Genomic DNA, 22779 nt, shown 5'->3' with positions numbered 1-22779 from the left:
GAAACAGGATCATGGATCAGTTTACCATCAACCTGCTGTTTGTCGGCGCGAGTTTCGCGCTCTACATCGGCATCGCGGTCTGGGCCCGGGCGGGTTCGACCTCTGAATTCTATGCCGCCGGACGGGGCGTGAACCCGGTCGTCAACGGCATGGCGACGGCGGCCGACTGGATGTCGGCAGCCTCGTTCATCTCGATGGCCGGCCTCATCGCCTTTGTCGGCTATGACAACTCGACCTTCCTGATGGGCTGGACCGGCGGCTACGTGCTGCTGGCGCTGCTGCTCGCGCCCTACCTGCGCAAGTTCGGCAAATACACGGTGTCCGAATTCATCGGCGACCGCTTCTACAGCCCGACAGCACGGCTTGTCGCCGTGATCTGCCTGATCGTCGCCTCGGTGACCTATGTGATCGGCCAGATGACCGGTGTCGGCGTGGCCTTTGGCCGCTTCCTTGAGGTCAGCAACACCACCGGTCTGCTGATCGGTGCGGTTGTCGTCTTCGCCTACGCGGTGTTCGGCGGCATGAAGGGTGTGACCTATACCCAGGTGGCGCAATACTGCGTGCTGATCATGGCCTATACCATCCCGGCCGTCTTCATCTCGCTGCAATTGACCGGCAACCCGATCCCGGGTCTGGGCCTGTTCGGCGATCACACCGCTTCCGGTGAGCCTCTGCTGCAGAAGCTCGACCAGATCGTGCGTGAACTGGGCTTCTCGGAGTATACCGCCCACAACGGCGACACCTTCAACATGGTGCTGTTCACCCTGTCGCTGATGATCGGCACCGCCGGTCTGCCGCACGTCATCATGCGGTTCTTCACCGTGCCGAAAGTGTCGGACGCGCGCTGGTCGGCCGGCTGGTCGCTGGTGTTCATCGCGCTGCTCTACCTGACCGCTCCGGCTGTCGGCGCCATGGCGCGGCTCAACATCACCGAGCAGTTCTGGCCGAATGGCACTGACGGTGCGGCGGTGTCGGTCGAGACCATCGAGTCCGATCCCGCCTATGCCTGGATGGGCACATGGCAAAAGACCGGCCTTTTGGGCTGGGAAGACAAGAACGGCGACGGTCTGATACAGTACTACAACGACGAAGACGCTGCGATGCAGGAAAAGGCGGCGGCCAATGGCTGGACCGGCAACGAGCTGACCAAGTTCGACCGTGACATCCTGGTGCTGGCCAACCCCGAGATCGCGAACCTGCCCGCATGGGTGATCGGTCTTGTGGCGGCGGGCGGCCTTGCGGCGGCGCTGTCGACGGCGGCGGGTCTGCTGCTGGCAATCTCCTCGGCGGTGTCGCATGACCTGCTGAAAGGCCAGCTGACGCCCAACATGTCGGAGAAATCCGAGTTGATGTCGGCACGGATCGCAATGGCGGTTGCCATCGCGGTGGCCACTTACTTGGGCCTCAACCCTCCGGGCTTTGCGGCGCAGACCGTGGCACTGGCCTTCGGCCTGGCGGCGGCGTCGATCTTCCCGGCGCTGATGATGGGCATCTTCTCGAAGCGGGTGAACAACGTGGGCGCGGTTGCGGGCATGCTGGTCGGCCTGATCGCGACGCTGATCTACATCTTCCTGCACAAGGGCTGGTTCTTCATCCCCGACACCAACAGCTTCACCGACGCCGATCCCCTGCTGGGCACGATCAAGTCGACCTCGTTCGGTGCTGTCGGTGCGATCCTGAACTTCGCGACCGCGATCATCGTGTCGAAGCTGACCGCGGCCCCGCCGAAGCACATCCAGGAGCTTGTCGAAAGCGTGCGCGTGCCACGTGGTGCGGGTGCGGCTGTCGAAGGCCACTGAGCGTGACCGCCGGACCGGTGCTGCCTCATGGCGCCGGCCGGCCCACTGCGGCGCGTCCCCCTCCGGACGCGCCGTTTTTTTGTATCCATGGCTTGATTTGCCTCAATGCCACGGGCTTTTCTTTCCGCCATGACGGGCCTGGACATCGGAGACAGTTTGCATGCGCCCTGAGCTGAACGGCACCGAAGGCTTCCTCCGCTCGGTCCATCCCTACGACGCGCTCAGCCCGTCGCGGCTGGCGCAGGTGGCGCAGGCGGTGAAGACCCTGTCGTTCGCGGCGGGAGAGGGGATCTATGGCTACGGCGCGGCGTTGCCGGGACTTTACCTGATCGTGTCGGGTACGGTGACGATCCGGGATGGCAATGGCGTGCAGGTGTCGGAACTGGGACCGCGCAATTCCTTCGGCGAGCGCGGGTTGCTCAAGGATGGCCGATCGGTGACGCAGGCCGAGGCCAAGGCCGAGACGCAACTGCTGCTGCTGCCGATCGCGGTGTTCGAAGAGTTGCTGCGCGACGAACGCGCTTTCGCCCGGTATTTCGACCGGGCAAGACCGCGGCGCGCAGGCGGTCAGGATTTGGCCGAAATGCGGGTGAGCGACCTGATGGCGGCCGATCCGCTGTCCTGCCTGCCGGAGACCAGCGTGCAGGAGGCGGCGTCGATGCTGCGCGCGGCGCGGGTGTCGTCAATCGGCGTGGTCGAGGGGGGGCAGCTGACCGGCATCCTGACCACGCGGGATTTCACCACGCGGGTGCTGGCCGAGGGTTTGCCTGGAACCGTGCCGGTGTCCGAGGTGATGACCCGCGATCCCAGTTCGCTGAGCGTGAACGACCTTGGCTCGGACGTGCTGCAACTGATGCTCGAGAAGCAGATCGGCCACGTGCCGGTGACGGAGAACGGGCGCTTTCGCGGCATCATCACCCAGACCGATCTGACGCGGTATCAGGCCGTGGGATCGGCGGTAATCATCAGCGACATCGCCCATGCTGAAACCGTGGAGGACCTTTGCCGCTTCACCGCGCTGATCCCGCAACTGCTGGCGCAACTGGTGGCCACCGGCAAACCGCACGACGTGGTGACGCGGCTGATCACCGATATCGCCGACGCCGTGACCCGGCGGCTGCTGGCGATGGCCGAAGCGGAGCTGGGCGCGCCACCGGTGCCCTATCTCTGGCTGGCCTGTGGGTCGCAAGGCCGGCGTGAGCAGACCGGGGTGAGCGATCAGGACAACTGCCTGTTCCTGCACGATGACGTCCAGCCCGAGCATGACGCCTATTTCGCGGCGCTGGCAAAGAGTGTCTCGGACGGGCTCGATGCCTGCGGGTATTTCTTCTGTCCCGGTGACATGATGGCCACCAACCCGCGTTGGCGTCAGCCGGTGTCGCGCTGGCGCAGCTACTTCCGTGGATGGGTGGCGACGCCCGACCCGATGGCGCAGATGCTGGCCTCGGTGATGTTCGACCTGCGGCCGATCGCGGGCGACCGCCGGCTGTTCGCGGACCTTCAGGCCGAGACGCTGGAGATGGCGGCGCAGAACTCGATCTTCGTGTCGCACATGGTGGCGAATTCGCTGAAGCACGTGCCGCCGTTGAGCTTGTTGCGCGGCTTCGCCACCATCCGCTCGGGCGAGCACAAGGATACCATCGACCTGAAGCACAACGGCGTGGTACCGGTGGTGGACCTGGGACGGGCCTACGCGCTGCAGGGGCGGCTTTCGGCCGTCAACACCCGCGCCCGGCTGATGGCGGCGAGGGAGGCGGGGGTGATCTCACAAACCGGTGCGCGCGACCTGATCGACGCCTATGACCTGATCGCGCAGACGCGGCTGGAACATCAGGCCCACCAGATCAAGCACGGGCTCAGGCCCGACAACTTCATGGCCCCGACCAGCCTGTCGGATTTCGAACGCGGCCACTTGCGTGACGCCTTTGTCGTCGTGCGCACCATGCAATCCGCCATCGGCCATGGCCGCGGCACCCTGGGATAGACGCTCATGTTCTACGAACTTCTCGCCACGATTGTTGCAGGTTTTGTCGGGGGCGGGCTGGTGTATCTGGCCAGCCGCCTGACACGCGGCTTCGTGCCACGGTCGCTGGTGCTGGTGGTGGCGGCGCTTGCCATGCTCGGGTTCTCGATCTGGAACGAATACAACTGGTTTCCGCGCAGCCGCGCGCAATTGCCCGAGGGCGTCGCGGTGGTGGCAGTGAGCGAAAGCCAAGCCTGGTATCGGCCCTGGACCTATGCCACGCCATTCGTGAATCGGTTTGCCGCGCTGGATACCAATTCGGTCCAGCGCAACGAGCAGGTGCCACACCAACGCATCGCCGATCTCTACCTGATGGAGCGCTGGCGCACGGCGCTGGGTGTCAGGATCGCCGTCGACTGCGAGAAGCCGGGTCAGGCCCGGCTTGACGACGTCACCTATGGCGAGGGCGGCACGATGGTGAGCGACCGGTGGGAGGTGCTGGACGCCGACGACCCGCTGATCGAGGCGGCCTGCGGGTAGATGACGATGGAGGGCGCAAACATCCTGCTGGTGGAGGACGAACAGAACATCGCTCTGGCGCTGAAGTTCCTGATCGAACGGATGGGCCACAGGGTGACGCATATCGACGACGGAGCTGCCGCACTGGCGCAGGTGGAGGCGCTGGCGCCGGACCTCGTATTGCTTGACGTGACCTTGCCGGGGGCCTCAGGGTACGAGATCTGCCAGCATATCCGGGCGTGCCGGTCTCTGGATGCGACGCGGGTGCTGGTGCTGACAGCGCGCGGCGCGGATATCGAACGCAGGAAGGCCCTGGCGCTTGGGGCTGACGGGTTCATGTCGAAACCCTTCGAGATGTCCGACCTTCAGGCGCGGGTGAGCGACCTGCTGGCTACTCCGCGGGAGGTGTGAATGGCCGTGTGCGACGCTCCACCGCGGGTTGATGGCGATCAAGCCGTGCCGCAGCGCCGGGCCGTCCCTCGGACCCGGGATATGGCATCTGCTCGCGCTGCGGATCGGGGCCATGCGGCAATTGCCGGGCATAAGTGGCCGCTGCCGACGTCGGGTCGCCGCACCGGGGCTGGCCGTTGCACGGCTTGGGCACAGTTGGCGGGGGGCTGACCATGTCGCTCCGTCTGCGCTTGTTTGTGGTGTTCGCGCTGCTGGCCTTCGGCGCGGTAGTGCTGATCGCGGGCGGTCTCTGGCTGGGCTGGTCACGGTCGGAGCCTCGGTCCGATCCGGCAGGGTTCATCCTCGGCGGTGCGGCGGCGGGTTTCGCGGTGCTGGGGCTGATGACTTGGGTGTGGCGGCATCTTGACGAGACCTTCGCGCGGCCGGTGCAGGCGCTTGCCGCGCGGCTGCGTATCATTGCCCATGCCGATGATACCCCGGCGCCCGAGATGACACCTGCTCCCCTCGGCGACCTGATCCCGGCGGCCGAGGCCATGGCCGACCGGCTGACCGCCACCCGTGGCGACCTTGCCGAGGCGATCGAACGCGAGACCACGCGGCTGGCCGAGGAGAAGACCCGCCTCGAGACCCTGCTGGCCGATGTGGATGCCGGTATCCTGCTGTGTTCCGACGACCATGCGGTGGTGTTCTACAACTCCGTGGCCCGAAAACTGCTGCAAGGCGGCAATGCGCCGAGGCTCAACCAGAAAGTCACCGGGTGCCTGCGCGAAGGGCCGTTGCTGCACGCCTATGAGCGGCTGACCCCGGATGGACCGGGCGAGACCCAGTTCCTCTGTGCGACGCGGGACGGCGCGGCGATGTTCTTTGCTACGATGCGGCTGGCGCCGAAGGGCTATGTGCTGACCCTGCGCGACGTGACCGCCGACATCGGGCTTCACGCCGAGCGCGAGGCGCTGCTGGCCGAGATGGTCGAGGACATGCGGCGCAAGGCGGCCAACCTCGATACGCTGTCGCGGCTGCGCGAGGGAGACGATCCGCTGGAACTGGCCTTCCTGCAGGAAACGCAGGACCTCGCGCGGGCGGTCGATCGCTTCGGAGCGCGCTACAACGACGGCGCGGGCAGCTGGTGGCCACGGTCCGTGATCGACGCGCAGGATCTGATGGACAGTCTGGGCGCACGGCTGCGTGGCGTCGGGATCACGGTGACGACCGAGGCCGAGCCGCTGAGCCTTTCCTGCGATGGCTTCATGGTGGTCTCGCTGCTGGCGCAGTTGTCCGAACGGCTGGCGGCGGAGGGCCGCGGTGTGGCGCTGCGGCTGAAGCTGGCGGCAGACGAGGAGGGTGACGCGCTGGTGACGCTGGATTGGCAGGGTCCGTCGGTGGCTCTGGCCGATCTTGAAGGCTGGCTGACCGAGCCGCTGGACATCGGTCAGGCGGAACTGACCGGGCGCTTCGTGCTGGCGCGGCATCACACCGACATCTGGCCCGAAGCCGGGGCGGGCGGCAGCAACCGCCTCTGCCTGCCCCTGCCGCAGGGGCTGGGCGCCAGCGATCACGATCTGCGCGACGCGGTCTACGACTTTTCGCTCTTTGATCGGGCGCGGGGGGCGCCGCTGGCCGAGATGGCGCTGGACGATCTGACCTACGTGGTCTTCGACACCGAAACCACCGGCCTGCAGCCGGGGCAGGGCGACGAGATCGTGCAGGTCGCGGCGCTGCGGGTGGTGGGCGGCAAGATGCAGGAGGCCGAGCGGCTGGACATGCTGGTCGATCCGGGGCGGCGGATACCCGAGGCCGCGACCCGGATCCACGGGATCACGCAGGATATGGTGCACGGCGCGCCCACGATCGACGCTGCCGGGCAGGCGCTGCACGATTTCGCCGAGGGCGCCGTGCTGGTGGCGCATAACGCGCCCTTCGACATGGCGTTCCTGCACAAGCATGCCAACCGCATCGGCCGGCGCTTCGACCATCCGGTTCTGGATACCGTGTTGCTTTCGGCGGTGCTCTTCGGGATCACCGAGACCCATACGCTGGATGCGCTCTGCGACCGGCTCGGGGTCGTGATACCGCCGGATGAACGGCACACCGCGATGGGCGATACGCGGGCCACCGCGCGGGTTCTGGTAAAGATGCTGGAAATGCTGAAGGGGCAGGGGCTGACCAGCTTCGGCGCGGTACATGACGCCATGCAGAAACAGACGCGGCTCTATCGGCGCTGATCTGGCGGTGCGCCTGCGGCGCGCCGGTTGGTGCGGTTGGGGGTCAGCCCCCAAACCCCCGGGATATTTTTGAACCAGAGAAGTAACGGAGCTTCTAGGCTGATCGGCAAAGCTTGCGCGGCGGAACAGGCGGTGACGCCGATGGCCGCAACCGGAGAAGCCCCCTGCGTCCGTAATGGCGCAGGGGTGGACCCGGGATCATCTGTCTCTGGTCTGTATCCCCGCCGGAGGCACGCATGTTCCGGCGGGGCATTGGCCTCAGGCGGCGTCCTGCGTCTTGGTGAACCGGCCGTAGAAGCTCTGGTTTTTCGCAGCCATCTCGCGCAGCAGGTCAGGGCAGGCAAAGCGCTTGCCGTGGGCCTCGGTCAGCTGGTCGCAGCGCTCGGCCGCGTAGGGCGCGCCGATCATGTCGAGCCATGAGAACGGACCGCCCGACCACGGCGCGAAGCCCCAGCCGAGGATGGCGCCGACGTCGCCTTCGCGGATGTCTTCCAGTACGCCTTCTTCCAGAGCGCGGACCGCCTCAAGCACCTGGGCGAACAGCAGGCGGTGCTGCACCTCGGTCAGATCGGGCTGATCCTCGGATTGCGGGAAACGGTCCTTGATCTCCTGGCTGAGACCCTGGCGCTTGCCGGCCTCGTCGTAGTCGTAGAAGCCCTTTCCGGCCTTGCGGCCCAAGCGGCCCTGCTCTTCCATCCAGAAGATGATCTCGTCGACCTCTTCATCCGGGTAGGCATCGCCCATCGCGGCCTTGGTGGCGCGGGCGATCTTGGCGCCGAGGTCGATCGAGGTTTCGTCGACCAGTTGCAGCGGACCCAGCGGCATGCCGACCATCTTGGCCGCGTTTTCGACCAGCACGGGCGAGACGCCTTCCTTCACCATGCGCATGCCCTCGTTGATGTAGGGGATGATGCAGCGGTTGGCATAAAAGAAGCGTTCGTCGTTGACCACGATCGGGGTCTTGCGGATCTGACGCACGTAATCCAGTGCTTTGGCCACCGCGCGATCGCCGGTCGCCTTGCCCTTGATGATCTCGACCAGCAGCATCTTTTCGACCGGCGAGAAGAAGTGGATGCCGATGAACTGCTCGGGCCGCTTCGACGCCTTGGCGAGCTGGGTGATCGGCAGGGTCGAGGTGTTCGACGCGAAGATGCAATCCTCGCTGATGACCTCTTCGACCCTGGCGGTGACCTCGGCCTTGATCTTGGGGTCTTCGAAGACCGCCTCGATGATCAGGTCGCAGCCTTCAAGCGCGGCGTAATCGGTGGTGGCAGTGATCAGCGAGAGGGTGGCCTCTTTCTTCTCTTCCGTCACCTTCTTGCGCTTGATGCCCTTGTCCATATAGCCGGCGGTATAAGCCTTGCCCTTGTCCGCCGCTTCCTGCTTCTGGTCGATCAGCACCACTTCGATGCCGGCCAAGGCCGAGACCAGCGTGATACCGGCGCCCATCATGCCGGCGCCCAGCACACCGACCTTTTTCACCTTCTGGTCGGGTGCCTCGGGACGGTTGGCGCCTTTATCAAGCGCTTCCTTGTTGATGAAGAGCGACCGGATCATCGCCGCCGACGAGGGGTTCATCAGCACGTTGGTGAACCAGCGGGCCTCGACCTTGAGCGCGGTGTCGAAGGGCACCAGCGCACCTTCGTAGACAGCCGACAGCAGGGCTTTCGCGGCGGGATAGACGCCCTTGGTCTTGCCGTTGACCATGGCGGAGGCGCCGACAAAGGTCATGAAGCCCGCCGGGTGATAGGGCGCGCCTCCGGGGATTTTGTAGCCCTTCTCGTCCCAGGGTTTGACGAACTTCGGCTCGGACAGAATCCACTCCTTCGCGGCGGCCAGCGGGTCTTCGGATACCTCATCGATGATGCCGGCCATCTTGGCTTTCTTCGGGTCCGACAGCTTGCCCTCGAGCAGGAAGGGCGAAGCCGCCATGGCGCCCATCTTGCGCACCAGACGCGTGGTGCCGCCGGCGCCGGGGAAGATGCCGACCATGATTTCGGGCAGGCCGATCTTGGCCTTCGGGTTGTCAGCGGCGAAGATGCGGTGGCAGGCCAGAGGGATTTCCAGCCCGATGCCCAGCGCGGTGCCGGGCAGGACCGCGGCGACGGGCTTGCCGCCCTTGTTCTTGTCGTCCATGCCGCCACGCTCGATCCGGCGGAGGATGGCGTGCATCTGCATCGTGCCCTCGAAAAGGCCGCGGGCCGGATCATCGCCGGCGCTTTCCTTCATCTTGGCAATGACGTTGAGATCCATGCCACCGGCGAAGTCCTTCTTCGCCGAGGTGATGATGACGCCCTTGACGGCATCGTCGGCCAGCGCGGCTTCGACATGGCCATCCAATTCCCTGAGGCCGTCGAGCGACAGCACGTTCATGCTTTTGCCCTGCACGTCCCAGGTGATGACGGCAATGCCATCGGCGCCGGTCGTCATGGTGAAATCGGTCATTCGCGGGTCTCCCGTTCAGTATTTTGCGTGTCCGGCCTGTGCAGGCGGAAGGTTTTGTCTTGTATGGTGGCCCGGCCAAGGGTCCAGTTGATGTGGCCGAGCGAGGATCGGATGGCGCCGATGCGCCAGCCTGCGTCGGTGTCGCGCAGGACGAATTGGGCGCGGAACGGCTCGACCGCCAGCCCGCCATGGGTGAAGAAGGTGTTCAGCGTCGTGACCTCGACCCAGTCGGCAGCGATCTCGACCACCGAGACCACGTCGCGGCTGATATCGGTGATGCGATGGATCTGCATCGACGAGACATAAAGCTGCAGGTCTTGGCGCAGGGCCTCCTCGGTGGCGATCGCGTAGGGCTTGCCGTCACGCGGCTCGATCTGCACCGGCAGGCGGAACGCGCTGCGATAGAGATCGAAGTCGTTGCCCAAAAGCGCGCCGGTCAGCCGCTCGCCCAACTCTGCGAATGCCAGGTCCACGATCAGCCTCCTCCAGCTTCCAGCGTGCTGCCGCCAGACGCTTCGTCGCGCAGCCGTTCATGGCCGAGGATTGTCCGAGTAGGGTTACCAATTGGTGAATGGCCGCCGATGACCCGCCCGGGGGATTGCCTTGACGCCATTCCCCCGGCGCGCGCGATTTCCGCGACCCCGCCACTGCGCGCTGCGACCGTATCATGCAGCCCTGCGACGCCGGGCCTCAGGGTTGCCCCGGAAACCCGGCCGCAAGACGGCTGCAAGTTGTCGGCCGCGCTGCGCACGCCTTATACCCGTTCGATGATCGTGGCCGCACCCATGCCGGAGGCAATGCAGAGCGTTGCCAGCCCGGTGCCCTTGCCGGTGCGTTCCAGCTCGTCCAGCAGGGTGCCGATGATGATCGCACCGGTGGCGCCTAGCGGGTGCCCCATGGCGATGGAGCCGCCGTTCACGTTGACCTTGTCATGATCCACGTCGAAGGCCTGCATGAACCGCAGAACGACGCTGGCGAAGGCTTCGTTAACTTCGAACAGGTCGATATCGCTGATGCTCATGCCGCTGTCGGCGAGGATCTTCTCGGTCACCGGCACCGGGCCGGTCAGCATGATCGTGGGATCGGTGCCGATCTTGGCAGTGGCGCGGATGCGGGCGCGGGGTTTCAGCCCGTGCGCCTCGCCGAACTCCTTGTTGCCGATCAGCACGGCGGCGGCGCCATCGACGATGCCAGAGGAGTTCCCGGCATGGTGGATATGATTGATCCGCTCAAGGTGCGGGTACTTGAGCAGCGCGACGTTGTCGAAGCCCGGCATGGTCTCGCCCATGTCCTTAAAGGCGGGCTTGAGCGAGCCGAGGCTCTGCATGTCGGTGCCCGGACGCATGTATTCGTCACGGTCGAGGATCGGCAGGCCGTTGACGTCGCGCACGGTGATCACGGACTTGACGAAACGCTTGTCCTCCCAAGCGGCGGCTGCGCGCTTCTGGCTCTCCATCGCCAGTTGATCGGCGTCATCGCGGGAAAAGCCGTACTCGGTGGCGATGATGTCCGCGCTGATGCCCTGAGGCACGAAGTAGCTTTCCATCGCGAGCGAGGGATCGACGGCAATCGCCGCGCCGTCGCTGCCCATGGCGACCCGGCCCATCATCTCGACCCCGCCTGCGATATAGGCGTTGCCGGCACCGCCGCGCACCTGGTTGGCGGCAAGGTTGACGGCCTCCATGCCCGAGGCACAGAAGCGGTTGATGGCCAGGCCCGGGATGCGTTCGTCCAGGTTCGAGGCCAGCACGGCGGAGCGCGCAAGGCAGCCGCCCTGTTCGCCGACCTGGGTCACATTGCCCCAGATCACGTCCTCGACGGCGTGACCGTCGAGCCCGTTACGCTCTTTCACCGCGTTCAGGGTCTGCGCCGAAAGCCGCAGCGAGGTGACCTCGTGCAGCGATCCGTCCTTGCGGCCCTTGCCGCGCGGAGTGCGAAGCGCGTCGTAGATATAGGCGTCTGTCATGGTGTCCTCCTCAAAGTCCCCGGTCGGCAGGCGAGCCGGGCATCAGTTCATAGGGGTGCTTCCACCCCGGTGTCTCGGAAAGTCGGGTGAGCCAGGCGTCGATATGGGGCCAGTCGGCCCGGTCAAAGCCGAAGGGCTCGGGGTAATAAAGATAGCCGCAGCACGACAGGTCGGCATTGGTGATCCCGTCACCCACGACCCAGTCACGGCCCTCAAGATGCGCATTCAGCACCTCGTAGGCGGCTTTCAGGCGTCCCTGCTGGAAGGCGATGACCGGGGCGGGGCGCTTATCCTCGGGGATGAAGTTCATCAGGAAACGGGTGGCGCCGGCCTGGCCCGAGAGCTTGTGGTTGTCCCACAGCACCCAGCGCATCACCTCGCGCGCCTCCGACGCGTCGCGACCGCCGAACTTGCCGGTCTTCTCGGTGACATACATCTGGATCACGCCCGATTGGCTGAGCCGGGTGTCGCCGTCGACGAGCACGGGCACTTCGCCCATCGGGTTGATGTCCCTGCGGTATTCCGGGGTGCGGGCCGCGCCGTTGAAGAAATCGACAAACACCGGTTCCCAGTCGAGACCGGAGAGTTCAAGCGCCAGCGCGGCCTTGTAGGCATTGCCGGATTCGCCGAAGCAGTGAAGTTGCATGGTCATGTCTGTCCGTCCTGAACCCGTCGTTTCTGGCTGGTGTCGGAGTGGGGGTTTCACACCCCCACACCCCCGTGGAGTTTACCTGGCAAGATGAAGAAGCAGGTCTATTCCTCTTAACCCGGTGTTAAGCATGATCCGTCCATTCTTGATGCGCGTCGCAAACTGGAGAGTTGAGGGGCGTGCAAGGTGAAGCTCCGTCATCGTGCCCGCGTTCCGCGTGGCGGTCGGTCATGATGGCGGAGTGGGCCGCTCCAGCTTCATCTTGCAGAATAAACTCCCGCCGGAGGCTCCCGCAGCCCGCAACCCGCGCCTTCATTGGCGCGAACATGCCGCCGGTCCGTGTCACCTTTTCCGTGCCTCCAGTTCCGAGTTGAACAGCCGTAGCCGGTGGGTCAGCGCCTCGTCGTCGGTGATGCTGTCGAAGTGCTCGAAAACGAAGGACATTGCCTCGCCCTCGTCCAGTCCGGCAGCCTCGGCAAAGCGACGCAGCCGGCGATAACCGTCCTCGGTCATCGCCGCGTTGAACCGCCGCGTCAGGCGAAAGCGTTTCGGCATCGGGTTCTCCTTCGGTAGGATGGGTGCTTGCGCATCCATCGTGCCTTCAGAACCGCGCCTCTGCCAGCCCCATCACCGGCTCGGCGCCGGTTTCGATCCGCGCCAGGTGAACCTTGGTCATCGGCAGTTGCCGCGCCATGTAATAGCGTCCGGTGGCAAGCTTGGCTTCGTAGAATTCGGTGTCCGACGCGCCATCCGCCAGCGCCGCCAGCGCCGCCTTGGCCATCCGGGCCCACATCAGCCCGAGGCAGACGTGACCGAAGAGGTGCATGAAATCATAGGAGCCGGCCAGCGCCGCGTTCGGGTTCTTCATGCCGTTCTGCATGAAGAACATGCCGGCGGTCTGAAGGTCCTTCGAGGCGGCCTTGAGCGGCTCGATGAATTCGTTCAGGCCCTCGACCTCAGCGTTCTCCTTGCAGAAGGACTTCACCATCTCGAAGAAGCCCATCACGTGCTTGCCGCTGTCGGCGGCCAGCTTGCGGCCGACCAGGTCGAGAGCCTGCACGCCGTTGGCACCTTCGTAGATCATCGCGATACGGGCGTCGCGGGCGAATTGCGACATGCCCCATTCCTCGATGTATCCATGGCCGCCATAGACCTGCTGCGCACCCACGGTGCAATCGAAGCCCTTGTCGGTCAGGAAGCCCTTGATCACCGGCGTCAGCAGCGAAATCAGGCCGTCGGCCGAGGCGTCGCCGTTGCGGTGCGCGCGGTCGATCAGGCTGGCCCCCCAGAGACCGAAGGCCCGGCCACCTTCGACAAAGCTCTTCTGGTCCAAGAGGTTGCGGCGGATATCTGGATGCACGATCAGCGGATCGGCCGGCCCGTCGGGGTTTTCCGCCCCGGTCACGGCACGTCCCTGAAGCCGGTCCTTGGCATAGGTCAGCGCGTTTTCGTAGGCCACCGCGGCCTGTCCCAGCCCCTGCAGGCCCACGGCGATCCGCGCCTCGTTCATCATTGTGAACATGGCCCGCATGCCCTTGTGCTCGGTGCCCAGAAGCCAGCCCTTGGCGCCGTCATAGTTCATCACGCAGGTCGAGTTGCCGTGGATGCCCATCTTCTCTTCGATCTTGCCGACCGAGACGCCGTTGCGCTCGCCGAGCGAGCCGTCTTCGTTGACGATGAACTTCGGCACGATGAAGAGTGAAACGCCCTTGATGCCTTCGGGGCCGCCCGGGATCTTGGCAAGCACAAGGTGGATCACGTTCTCGGACATGTCATGGTCGCCGGCGGAGATGAAGATCTTCTGGCCGGTGACGGCATAGGAACCGTCGTCCTGCGGCTCGGCCTTGGTCCGCATGAGCCCGAGGTCGGTGCCGCAATGCGGTTCGGTCAGGTTCATGGTGCCGGTCCAGTCACAGGTGACCATCTTCGGCAAATAGGTGGATTTCTGTTCGTCCGTGCCATGCGCATGGATCGCGGAGTAGGCGCCGTGGGTCAGGCCCGGGTACATCTGGAACGCCATGTTCGCGGCGGTCAGCATTTCGCCCACCGCCGTCTGCACCAGGTAGGGCAGGCCCTGACCGCCATACTCCGGATCGCAGTCCAGCGCCGTCCAGCCGCCCTCACGCAGCTGGTCGAAGGCCTGCTTGAAGCCTTTCGGCGTGCGCACCACGCCGTTCTCCAGCTTGCAGCCCTCGGTATCGCCGACCACGTTCAGCGGTGCCAGCACGTCCCGGGCGATCTTGCCCGCCTCTTCCAACACCGCGCCGGTGAAATCAGCGTCAAGATCGTCATATCCGGGGACGTCTTGTTCGGACGCTTTCAGAACCTCGTGCAGGACGAATTGCAGGTCCTTGGTCGGCGGGGTGTAGCTGGGCATGCGGGTCTCCGTTGGTATTCTGCGGCGGCCGTTATTCAGCCGCCTTTTTCGTCTGGTTCATCGAGGCGAGCATCTTTTCGCCCCAGTTCAGCTGTTCTTCGAGATCGGCGATATTGGCCTCCATCTCGTCGCGTTGCCGCCGCATCTCGGCCAGCCGGAGCTGCGCCTTTTCGTACACCATGCGCAGCTGGGTCTGCTGCTGGTCGCCGATGTCGTAGAGATCGAGCAGCTGCCGGATCTCTTCCAGAGCGAAACCGAAGCGCTTGCCCCGCAGGATCAGCTTCAGCCGGGCCCGGTCGCGCCGGGTGAACAGCCGTTTCTGACCGTCGCGGATCGGGAACAGCAGTTCCTTCGCCTCGTAGAAACGCAGCGTCCGCGGGGTCACTTCGAATTCATCGCACATCTGGCGAATGGTCATGGTCTTGTCGTTGTTGTTCTGCACCTGGGGTCTCCTTGTTGTCCCCAAGTCAGTTACAGCGGCATCGACTTCCTACAATGCCGAAAACGGATAGTGTAACTCATACGCTACGTCATTTTTCCGTTGACGTAACATCACTGCGCGTAAACATTCCAAATTGAATATATATTTCTTCTGCAACGCAGAGATCAAAGCCCTTTGAGAGCCTATCTTACGGGGAAAGTTCGGCCGCCGTGCGATCGCGCAAATCCTTCAGTTCGCGCATCGCCTCTTCCAATTGGGCCTTCTGTTCGGTCAGCGCGGCCATCTGCCGGTCGGCCATGTCGATGAATACCTGCATCTGCACGTCGGTGCCCTGGTGATCGTAGATCAGCAGCCATTGACGGCAATCCTCCAGCGAGAATCCGAAGCGGCGACCCCGCATGATCAGCTCCATCCGGGCAATTTCGCGCGGTCCGTAAAACCGCGACCGGCCCTCGCGTTCCGGGGTGAGCAGTTCGATATATTCGTAATAGCGCAACGTCCGCGGCGTGACGTCGAATCTCGCGCACATCTCTTTAAAGCTCAGCCGTGTCTCGCTCATGTCTCGCACCCCGTATTCAGGTTCGCCGCCACCCGCCGGAGCGTCACCGAGATGTGCATCCCGGTGACATGGCGGGCCGTTTGCCGCAGCCGTACTGGCAGACTAGGCAATGCACCGCGGGGGTGCAACGGGGCGCGCGCGGGTCGGGTGACTTGCAACCTGCTGCGGGCAATGTGCATAACGAAACCGCAAGTGGAAGGACGCCCGATGCCCGTCGACAAGAAAGATTTCGCCCGCAAGTTCATCGAGCAGATCCCGCATTCGCGCGAACTGGGGATGCAGGTGTCAGAGGTGGGCGACGGAACCGCCACAATGACCATGGACTACAGCGAAAGGCTGGTGGGCGATCCCAAGACCGGCGTGATTCACGGCGGCGCGGTTTCGGCCCTGATGGACACCTGCTGCGGCACCGCCGTGGTGGCCCATCCGGACGTGCCCGGCCCGACGGCGACCATCGACCTGCGCATCGACTATATGCGCGCCGCCACCCCCGGGCAGACCATCACGGCCAAGGCTGAATGCTATCATGTCACCCGCTCGGTGGCTTTCGTGCGCGCCACCACCTATGACGAGGATTTCGACCGTCCGGTCGCCGCCGCCACCGGCACCTTCACGGTCGAACAGAACAAGGCAGAGCGCTGATGCATCAGGATCGCCGAGAACCGCTCCAGCAGGTCAAGCAACGCCGTGACGCCGCGCTGAACGCGCTGGCGGGGGGTATTCCCTATGCCCAGTACCTTGGAATCACCTTCGACCGGCGCGGCGACGAGCTGACCGCCGTGCTGCCCTACGACGACAAGCTGATCGGTAATCCGATGCTGCCCGCCCTGCATGGCGGCGTCACGGCGGCGTTTCTCGAGGTCACCGCCATCGTCGGCCTGTCGTGGTCCTACCTTTGGGAGGACATGGAATCGGGCGTGCTTACGTTTGAGCAGATGCAGGCGGGCGATTTGCCACGGCTGCCCAAGACAATCGACTTCACGGTGGATTACCTGCGCTCGGGCCTGCCGCGCGACAGCTATGCCCGGGCCAAGGTCACCCGGTCGGGACGGCGCTATGCCAGCGTCTTTGCCGAAACCTGGCAGGACAACCGCGACCGGCCGCATGCGCAGGCGACCGGACACTTCCTGATGCCGGCGCGTGGCTGAACCGGCACCCCTGACCCACCGACGCGTGCTGAAGATCGCCGTGCCGATCATGCTGGCGACGGTGACGGTGCCGATCCTCGGCGTGGTCGACACCGGCGTGGTGGGACAGATCCCCGAGCCCGAACCGATTGCGGCCGTGGGCGTCGGCGCCATCATCCTGTCGGCGATCTACTGGATCTTCGGCTTTCTGCGCATGGGAACAACGGGGCTGACCGCGCAGGCGGCGGGGCAGGGCAACGACGCCGAGGTGGCGGCGCTTCTCACCCGTGCGCTGATGATCGGCCTCGCTGGCGGCTTCGGCTTCATCCTGCTGCAACCTCTGCTCTACCGTGCGGCCTTTGCCATCTCGCCGGCCTCGGAGGAGGTCGAGACACTGGCCCGTGGCTACATGCAGATCCGCATCTGGTCGGCCCCGGCCGCCATCGCCATATATGGCATCACCGGCTGGCTGATCGCGCAGGAGCGGGCGCGGGCGGTGCTGGCGCTGCAATTGTGGATGAACGGCGTCAACATCGGGCTCGACCTGCTGTTTGTGCTTGGGCTGGGATGGGGCGTCAACGGGGTGGCCTTTGCCACCTTCATTGCCGAGTGGAGCGGGTTGGCGATGGGCCTCTGGCTCTGCCGCGCGGCCTTTGCGCATCCGTCTTGGCGCGACTGGGCGCGGGTCTTCGACCGGGTTCGCCTTAAGCGCATGGCCGCGGTCAATACCGATATAATGATCCGTTCGCTGCTGCTGCAGGCGATCATGGTCTCTTTCCTGTTGTTCGGTGGCCATTTCGGGGACACCACGCTGGCCGCCAACCAGGTCCTTTTGCAATTCGTCTACGTGACCGGCTATGCGCTCGACGGCTTTGCCTTTGCCGCCGAAGCGCTGGTGGGCCGCGCCTTCGGGTCACGGGCCGTCGCCCGTCTGCGCCGCGCGTCGCTGTTGGCAAGCTTCTGGGGGCTGGTGCTGGTGCTGCTGCTGGCCGTAGCCTTCCTGACCCTCGGCCCGACCATCGTCGACACCATGGCCAAGGATCAGGGTGTGCGCGACACGGCCCGCCAGTATCTGCCCTGGATGGTGCTGGCCCCGCTGACCGGGCTGGCAAGCTGGATGCTGGACGGCATCTTCATCGGCGCCACCCGGTCTGCCGACATGCGCAACATGATGGCCATTTCGACGGCCCTCTACTTTGCCGCGGTCCTCGCGCTGATGCCGCTGATGGGCAACCACGGGCTCTGGCTGGCGCTGCATGTGTCCTACATCGCACGCGGCCTGACCCTGCTGCTGCGCTACCCGGCGCTGGAACGCGCTGCCGCCAATCAGCCCTGATCCGGTCCGTCCACCGATCCAAAACCACTTTGCGGCAAGGCCGTCATCCTGCGGCGGTCTCGCGGATAACCTGCTCCAGCTTCTGCAACAGCACCCGGTTGTCGAAACGCGCCTCCGCCACCTGCCGCGCCTCGAGCGCCATGCCGTGACGGCGCGGCGTTTCCATCGCGGTCCGGATGGCCGTGGCGAAGCCGGCTTCGTCGTGTTCATCGACCAGCCAGCCGGTCACGCCATCGTCCACGGCTTCGGGGATCCCGGCGTGGCGCGTCGAGACCGTCAGACAGCCGCAGGCCATCGCTTCCTGGATCGCGGTGGGCAGGCCCTCGGTATTGCCATTGGCGGCGGTGATCGAATGCTGGAGGAAGAACTCGGTCTTGGCCAGCTTTTCGCGCACAGCGTCATGTGGCAGGGCGCCGTGGAAGGTCACCTTGCGCTCGGCTCCGGCTGCGGTGACAAGCGCCTGCGCCGGGTCGAGCAGCGGCCCGTCGCCGATGAAATCGAGATGCGCGTCTTCCATGCCCTCGGTCGCGGTCAGGAACGCCCGCAGGGTCACCAAGGGCGCCTTCTTCTCCACCATGCGTCCCACGGCAAGACAGGATCGGGGCACCTTGTCGCCGGGACGGAACAGCCGGACATTCACGCCGGAGGGGATGACGTGGGCATTGTCGTGACGGATGCCGCGCGCCGCCAGATTGTCGAGCAGGAACCGCGACACCGAGATCACCCCGGCCAGCCTGGGCATCAGTTTGGCATAGGCACCGGGTATGTTGCTTTGGCTGAGCGCCTTCGAGGCGTCGGTGCCGCGAAAGTAGGAAAAGCAGGGGATCCCCATTTCGTTCGCCAGCGGCGCGATGACCAGGGCCTGGGTGCCGAATTCGGCCAGGATAACCTCGATGCCATGGCTTCGCAGGAACGCCCGCAACTCTGCCTTGGTCCGGCCGTAGGGGGGGCGCCCGGTGCCGTGCCGCAGGCGGTTGACTGCCATGGCAAAAGGCGCCGCCACCCGGTCCCCGAGGGGCGTCACCCGTCCGCGCCGGTTGAAGAACGGCACGTCATAGGGGTTCTCGCCATGGTATCGCCCACAGACCACCGCCGTCGCGCCGCCGAAGATATGCTGGATGTGGCGGTTGATGAAGGTTTCGCCGGGCAGATGGTATTCCCCGGTGACGATGCAGGTCCGCATGGGGCGGCGCTCCTTTGGTTTGGGCGCCTGCCTAGCAGCGCCCCGTCGCCCGGGCAAGCGTGGGCGGCTCAGGCGTTGAACAGCGTCCCGACGAAATAGGCGATGCCCGCCGCCACGCCGCCGATCAGAAGGGTTTCACCGCCCGAGGCCCACCACGAGGCCAGCGACCAGCGGCTTTTGACCGCGCCGATGAAGAAGAACACGCCAAAGGTCAGCACGGCGGACAGCGCAAAGGCCTGCGGCAGGCCGAGGAGGAAGGGCAGCAGCGGGATCATGCCCGCGGTGAGAAAAGCGAAGAAGGTGACCAACGCGGCATGAAGCGGATGCGGCTCGACCTCGGTGACGCCGTATTCCGCCTCCATCATCATCGCGATCCAGCGTTCGCGGTCGCGGCTGATTTCCTCGGTTGCGGCCTCCAGGGTCTCGCCGCTCAGACCCTTGGCGCGCAGGATCTCCTTCAACTCCCGCCGCTCGCCCTCTGGATAGCGGTGCAGGTGGTGCTCTTCGACGCGGCGCAGGCGGCGGGCATTGTCCAGTTCGGCCTTGGTGCCAGAGTAGTTGCCCGCCGCCATGGAAAAACCGTCGGCGAGCACGTTGGCCAGCCCCAGTGCGACGATCACGAACGGCGACAGCCCAGCGCCTGCAACGCCCGCGACGATGGCGAAAGTGGTGACCGAGCCGTCGATGGCACCGTAGATCGCATCGCGCAGGTGGCCCGCGTTGCGGCTCTGGTTCAGCCGCGCGCGAATTTCGGTCTCGCTGTGCCCGGGCAGGGACATGGATTTCCTTCCAATGGGTTAAGAGGCGGACTTGAACAAGCCACCAAGCGCGCTTTGGATGATGCGGCGGACAGATGGGCGGGTGTTGCGCAGGAAGGGCACCGGGCGACAGACATCCATTGCCGCGACACCGACCCGTGCGGTCAATGCGCCGTTCACCAGACCTTCGCCGAACCGGCGCGAGACCTTGGCCAGCACCGACCCGCCCAGCACCGGCTCGATCAGGTCGTCGCCCACCGCCACTGCGCCGGTCGCCACAAGATGAGCCATCACCGCCCGGGTCAGCCGCCATGATCCGAGCGTGCCGGCCCGTCCGCCGTAAATCTCGGCTATCCGCCGGATCATGCGCAGGTTAGAGGCCAGCGCCGCGACCACGTCGGCCAGCGCCAGCGGCACCACCGCCGTTACCGTCGCCACCTGCCGCGCTGCCGCCTCGACTTCGCGGCGGGCGGCCGCGTCCAATGGTGCCATCAGGTCCAGTTCAATCTCGCCCAGCATAGTCTCGACGTCGAAGGAATCTTCCATCCCTTCGCGCAGCTTCTCACGCCCCCAGCGGGTATCCTCGCGCCCCGAATAGAAGCCGATCAATTCGCCGGCCAGCGCCCGCGCCGCTTTTACATCGCTCTCGGCCAATGCCCGGTCGGCCTTGATCCGCAGCCTGTCGATCCGGCGCAGCCGTCCGAAGGCGGAAAGTTCCTTTAGGCAGATCAGCAGCGTGACCAGCAGAAGCAACCCGATCAGCCCGGCGATCAGGTAGCCCAGCACCGGCTGCCGTTCGATCATGCCCCAGGCAAAATCCCAGGCCGCGACCGAGATTATCGCGCCGATCACCGCGCCCAGCAGCCCCCAGAACCAGCGTGCCAACCGCGACGGCGGACGCGCCGCCAGCGTGGCGGCGGTCTGCATCGCCTGACCCTGTGGCGACGGCGTGCCGAGATCGGGCACCGGCGGTGCCTCGGAGGGCGAGGGCGCGGGATCTTCGAGGTCGATCAGCACCGGTCCCATGTCAGGGCCTTTGCGCGGGCTCATGTGGATGTCTCCCAGACAAATCGGATATCGGGAAGGCCTTCGTCGTTGTCCCGGCCGTCTGTCCGCCGCGCCTCGGCAAAGCCTTCGCGTTCATAGAACCGCCGCGCCCCGGTGTTGAGCTGGAAGCACCACAGCGCCAGCCGGTTGCAGCGCGCCTTCAATTCGTCCACCAGCAGCTTGCCGAGGCCCTGGCTGCGTTCCGGTCCGGCGATATAGAGCGCATGCACTTCCTCATGCTCAAGCGCGAAGAAACCCAGGATGCGTCCGTCCTCGTCCTCGAGCACGCTTACCCAGCCCTTGTCGATCATCTGCCCGCAATGGGCGATGTCCTGTGCGCCGCTATATAGCTTCGATTTCCACGGCGGGGCGGCATTGCCTTCGGTCAGGATGGTGCCGATCTTGCCGGCATCGGTCGTCCTGGCCGGGCGGATGTAATGGCTCACAGCTTGTCTCCGATCAGGAACTGCGCCGCCCGGTCGAGCCGAATGTGAGGCGGTCCGTCGCCGGGCTTGAGCGTCAGCGGCGCCGGGGCAAAGCGCATGGCCTGGAAATCGCCGTCGAGCCAGCGTTCGACACCCTCGCGGGCGGGGCCCAACAGCACGTTGGGATCCTCCGGCAACTCACCGGGATAGAAGGCCGCCTGCTTGCCGCTGTCCAGAAGGGTGCCGCGCACACAGTCGAGCTCGCGGCCCTGGTGCGGCAGGGTCTGCTCGGTCGTGGCACGCAGGGCGGCGATCGACATGGCGGCGGTCTCGGCCCCGGCAAAGCGTGCACGGTCGCGTGCGTCGCGGGTCAGCGCCTCCATGATCGCGGTCAGGCGGGGGTGTTGGGAATGGTGCAGGTGGTCGGCCTTGGTGGCAGCGAAGAGGATTTTCTCGACCCGCTTGCCGCGCAGGAGCCGCGTCAGGAAGTCGTTGCGACCGGGCCGGAAGGCCGAGAGAATGTCGGCCATCGCGTGCCGCATGTCTTCGACCGCCCTCGGCCCCCTGTGGATCGCGCCCAGCGCGTCGACCAGCACCATCTGCCGATCAATGCGGGCAAAGTGATCGCGGAAGAAGGGTTTGACCACCTCGCGCTTGTAGGCCTCGTAGCGCCGCTCCATCTCGCGCCAGAGCGAGCGGCGCGGAGGGGCGTCGGGTTCCGGCAGCGGCGCGAAGGTCAGCACCGGCGCACCTTCGAGATCTCCGGGCAGCAGGAAGCGCCCCGGGGTGCAATCGTAGTAGCCGTTGTCGCGGGCGGTTTTGAGATAACGCGTGAATGCGGCGGCGAGGGCCTTCGCAGTTGGTTCCTGAAGGTCTGCCGAGGGGTCGACTTCGGCAGATAACGACACGAATTCAGCTGCTTCCGGGCGCGTCTTTATCCTTTGCATCACCTCGGCGGACCACACGGCGTAGCTCTTGTCCAGCAGGGCCAGATCAAGCAGCCATTCACCGGGATAGTCGACGATATCGAGGTGGACAACGCGCGGCCCCTGAAAGCCCGACAGGAAGCCACCGGGCTGGATTTTCAGCGACAGGCGCAGCTCGCTGACGGACCGGGTGCTGTCGGGCCAGGCGGGCGTGCGCGAGGTGAGATCGGCGAGGTGCGCCTCGTAGTCGAACCGCGGTACGGTGTCGTCGGGCTGCGGTTGCAGGTAGGCGGTCATGACGCGGCCCTCGGCGGCGGCCACCAGACCGGGCATGCGGCCCCGGTCCATCAGGTTGGCGACCAGCGAGGTGATGAACACGGTCTTGCCCGAACGCGCGAGGCCGGTCACCCCGAGCCGGATGACCGGCTCGAAGAGTGCGCCGCTCACCGTTCCGGTGACCGTCTCGACGCCGCGCAGCACGCCGTCCGCCAGAGTGTTGATGACCAAACCTGCCCTCGTGTGTTGTTGCGTAAAGGATAGGTGGCCGGGGGCGGGGTTTCCAGAGGTCATCTCGCCGGTTGCCCCGACATGAAACGCGGCCCCGGAACCGATCCGGGGCCGCGCG

General features: G+C 65.4%; 21 protein-coding genes. 8 read left to right on the top strand and 13 right to left on the bottom strand.

Going from position 1 to position 22779, the window contains the following annotated elements:
* The first annotated feature begins 11 nt into the window (after positions 1 to 11).
* From AC04PT_RS10165 to AC04PT_RS10145, 5 genes are all read left to right on the top strand, one after another.
* Entirely contained in the window at positions 12 to 1799 is a 1788-nt protein-coding gene (locus AC04PT_RS10165; RefSeq protein ID WP_482873574.1) for a sodium:solute symporter family protein, read from the top strand.
* Between the two features lie 160 nt (positions 1800 to 1959).
* Entirely contained in the window at positions 1960 to 3783 is a 1824-nt protein-coding gene (locus AC04PT_RS10160) for a DUF294 nucleotidyltransferase-like domain-containing protein (RefSeq protein ID WP_482873573.1), read from the top strand.
* 6 nt (positions 3784 to 3789) lie between these two features.
* Positions 3790 to 4302 (top strand): hypothetical protein, encoded by a 513-nt coding sequence (locus tag AC04PT_RS10155; protein WP_482873572.1) that lies wholly within the window; start codon positions 3790 to 3792, stop codon positions 4300 to 4302.
* A gap of 6 nt (positions 4303 to 4308) precedes the next feature.
* Positions 4309 to 4692, top strand: a complete 384-nt coding sequence (locus AC04PT_RS10150; protein ID WP_482873970.1) for a response regulator transcription factor — start codon at positions 4309 to 4311, stop codon at positions 4690 to 4692.
* 212 nt (positions 4693 to 4904) lie between these two features.
* Positions 4905 to 6914, top strand: a complete 2010-nt coding sequence (locus AC04PT_RS10145; RefSeq protein ID WP_482873571.1) for a 3'-5' exonuclease — start codon at positions 4905 to 4907, stop codon at positions 6912 to 6914.
* Between the two features lie 258 nt (positions 6915 to 7172).
* On the opposite strand, the gene AC04PT_RS10140 is transcribed toward AC04PT_RS10145, so the two are convergent.
* From AC04PT_RS10140 to AC04PT_RS10105, 8 genes are all read right to left on the bottom strand, one after another.
* On the bottom strand, positions 7173 to 9359 hold the full coding sequence (locus AC04PT_RS10140) for a 3-hydroxyacyl-CoA dehydrogenase NAD-binding domain-containing protein (RefSeq protein WP_482873570.1): 2187 nt from the start codon (positions 9357 to 9359) through the stop codon (positions 7173 to 7175).
* Positions 9356 to 9832 (bottom strand): hypothetical protein, encoded by a 477-nt coding sequence (locus tag AC04PT_RS10135; RefSeq protein ID WP_482873569.1) that lies wholly within the window; start codon positions 9830 to 9832, stop codon positions 9356 to 9358. The genes AC04PT_RS10140 and AC04PT_RS10135 overlap by 4 nt, the downstream gene beginning before the upstream one ends.
* 281 nt (positions 9833 to 10113) lie before the next feature.
* On the bottom strand, positions 10114 to 11325 hold the full coding sequence (locus AC04PT_RS10130; RefSeq protein ID WP_482873568.1) for an acetyl-CoA C-acetyltransferase: 1212 nt from the start codon (positions 11323 to 11325) through the stop codon (positions 10114 to 10116).
* A gap of 10 nt (positions 11326 to 11335) precedes the next feature.
* Positions 11336 to 11977: a glutathione S-transferase family protein gene (locus AC04PT_RS10125; RefSeq protein ID WP_482873567.1), complete on the bottom strand. Its 642-nt coding sequence runs from the start codon at positions 11975 to 11977 to the stop codon at positions 11336 to 11338.
* Positions 11978 to 12316: 339 nt separating this feature from the next.
* Positions 12317 to 12529: a hypothetical protein gene (locus tag AC04PT_RS10120; protein WP_482873566.1), complete on the bottom strand. Its 213-nt coding sequence runs from the start codon at positions 12527 to 12529 to the stop codon at positions 12317 to 12319.
* Positions 12530 to 12575: 46 nt separating this feature from the next.
* The gene (locus tag AC04PT_RS10115; protein ID WP_482873565.1) at positions 12576 to 14351 is read right to left on the bottom strand and encodes an acyl-CoA dehydrogenase C-terminal domain-containing protein; all 1776 of its coding nucleotides are present in this window, start codon (positions 14349 to 14351) and stop codon (positions 12576 to 12578) included.
* Positions 14352 to 14382: 31 nt separating this feature from the next.
* Positions 14383 to 14769 (bottom strand): MerR family transcriptional regulator, encoded by a 387-nt coding sequence (locus AC04PT_RS10110; RefSeq protein ID WP_482873969.1) that lies wholly within the window; start codon positions 14767 to 14769, stop codon positions 14383 to 14385.
* 211 nt (positions 14770 to 14980) lie between these two features.
* Positions 14981 to 15352: a MerR family transcriptional regulator gene (locus AC04PT_RS10105; protein ID WP_482873564.1), complete on the bottom strand. Its 372-nt coding sequence runs from the start codon at positions 15350 to 15352 to the stop codon at positions 14981 to 14983.
* A 207-nt stretch (positions 15353 to 15559) separates the two neighbouring features.
* Between AC04PT_RS10105 and AC04PT_RS10100 the strand changes: the two genes are divergently transcribed.
* From AC04PT_RS10100 to AC04PT_RS10090, 3 genes are read left to right on the top strand one after another with little or no spacing between them, the layout of a single operon-like run.
* On the top strand, positions 15560 to 15994 hold the full coding sequence (locus AC04PT_RS10100) for a PaaI family thioesterase (RefSeq protein WP_482873563.1): 435 nt from the start codon (positions 15560 to 15562) through the stop codon (positions 15992 to 15994).
* Positions 15994 to 16500 (top strand): PaaI family thioesterase, encoded by a 507-nt coding sequence (locus tag AC04PT_RS10095; protein WP_482873562.1) that lies wholly within the window; start codon positions 15994 to 15996, stop codon positions 16498 to 16500. The genes AC04PT_RS10100 and AC04PT_RS10095 overlap by 1 nt, the downstream gene beginning before the upstream one ends.
* A 49-nt stretch (positions 16501 to 16549) precedes the next feature.
* Positions 16550 to 17815, top strand: coding sequence for an MATE family efflux transporter (locus AC04PT_RS10090; protein ID WP_482873968.1), 1266 nt, complete (start codon positions 16550 to 16552; stop codon positions 17813 to 17815).
* Between the two features lie 43 nt (positions 17816 to 17858).
* Here the strand turns inward: AC04PT_RS10090 and AC04PT_RS10085 are convergent, their stop codons facing one another.
* From AC04PT_RS10085 to AC04PT_RS10065, 5 genes are all read right to left on the bottom strand, one after another.
* Positions 17859 to 18998: a glycosyltransferase gene (locus tag AC04PT_RS10085; protein ID WP_482873561.1), complete on the bottom strand. Its 1140-nt coding sequence runs from the start codon at positions 18996 to 18998 to the stop codon at positions 17859 to 17861.
* A 68-nt stretch (positions 18999 to 19066) separates the two neighbouring features.
* Positions 19067 to 19777, bottom strand: a complete 711-nt coding sequence (locus AC04PT_RS10080; protein WP_482873560.1) for a VIT1/CCC1 transporter family protein — start codon at positions 19775 to 19777, stop codon at positions 19067 to 19069.
* A gap of 18 nt (positions 19778 to 19795) precedes the next feature.
* Positions 19796 to 20806, bottom strand: coding sequence for a YcjF family protein (locus tag AC04PT_RS10075; RefSeq protein WP_482873559.1), 1011 nt, complete (start codon positions 20804 to 20806; stop codon positions 19796 to 19798).
* A complete protein-coding gene (locus tag AC04PT_RS10070) occupies positions 20803 to 21249 on the bottom strand; it encodes a GNAT family N-acetyltransferase (protein ID WP_482873558.1) in 447 nt (148 codons plus the stop codon). The genes AC04PT_RS10075 and AC04PT_RS10070 overlap by 4 nt, the downstream gene beginning before the upstream one ends.
* Positions 21246 to 22661: a YcjX family GTP-binding protein gene (locus AC04PT_RS10065; protein WP_482873967.1), complete on the bottom strand. Its 1416-nt coding sequence runs from the start codon at positions 22659 to 22661 to the stop codon at positions 21246 to 21248. Before AC04PT_RS10065 ends, AC04PT_RS10070 begins: the two co-directional genes overlap by 4 nt.
* Between the last annotated feature and the right edge of the window lie 118 nt (positions 22662 to 22779).

The organism is Litorisediminivivens sp. KMU-197 (genome assembly GCF_056858395.1).
This window is presented reverse-complemented; position numbering and strand designations above follow the sequence as displayed.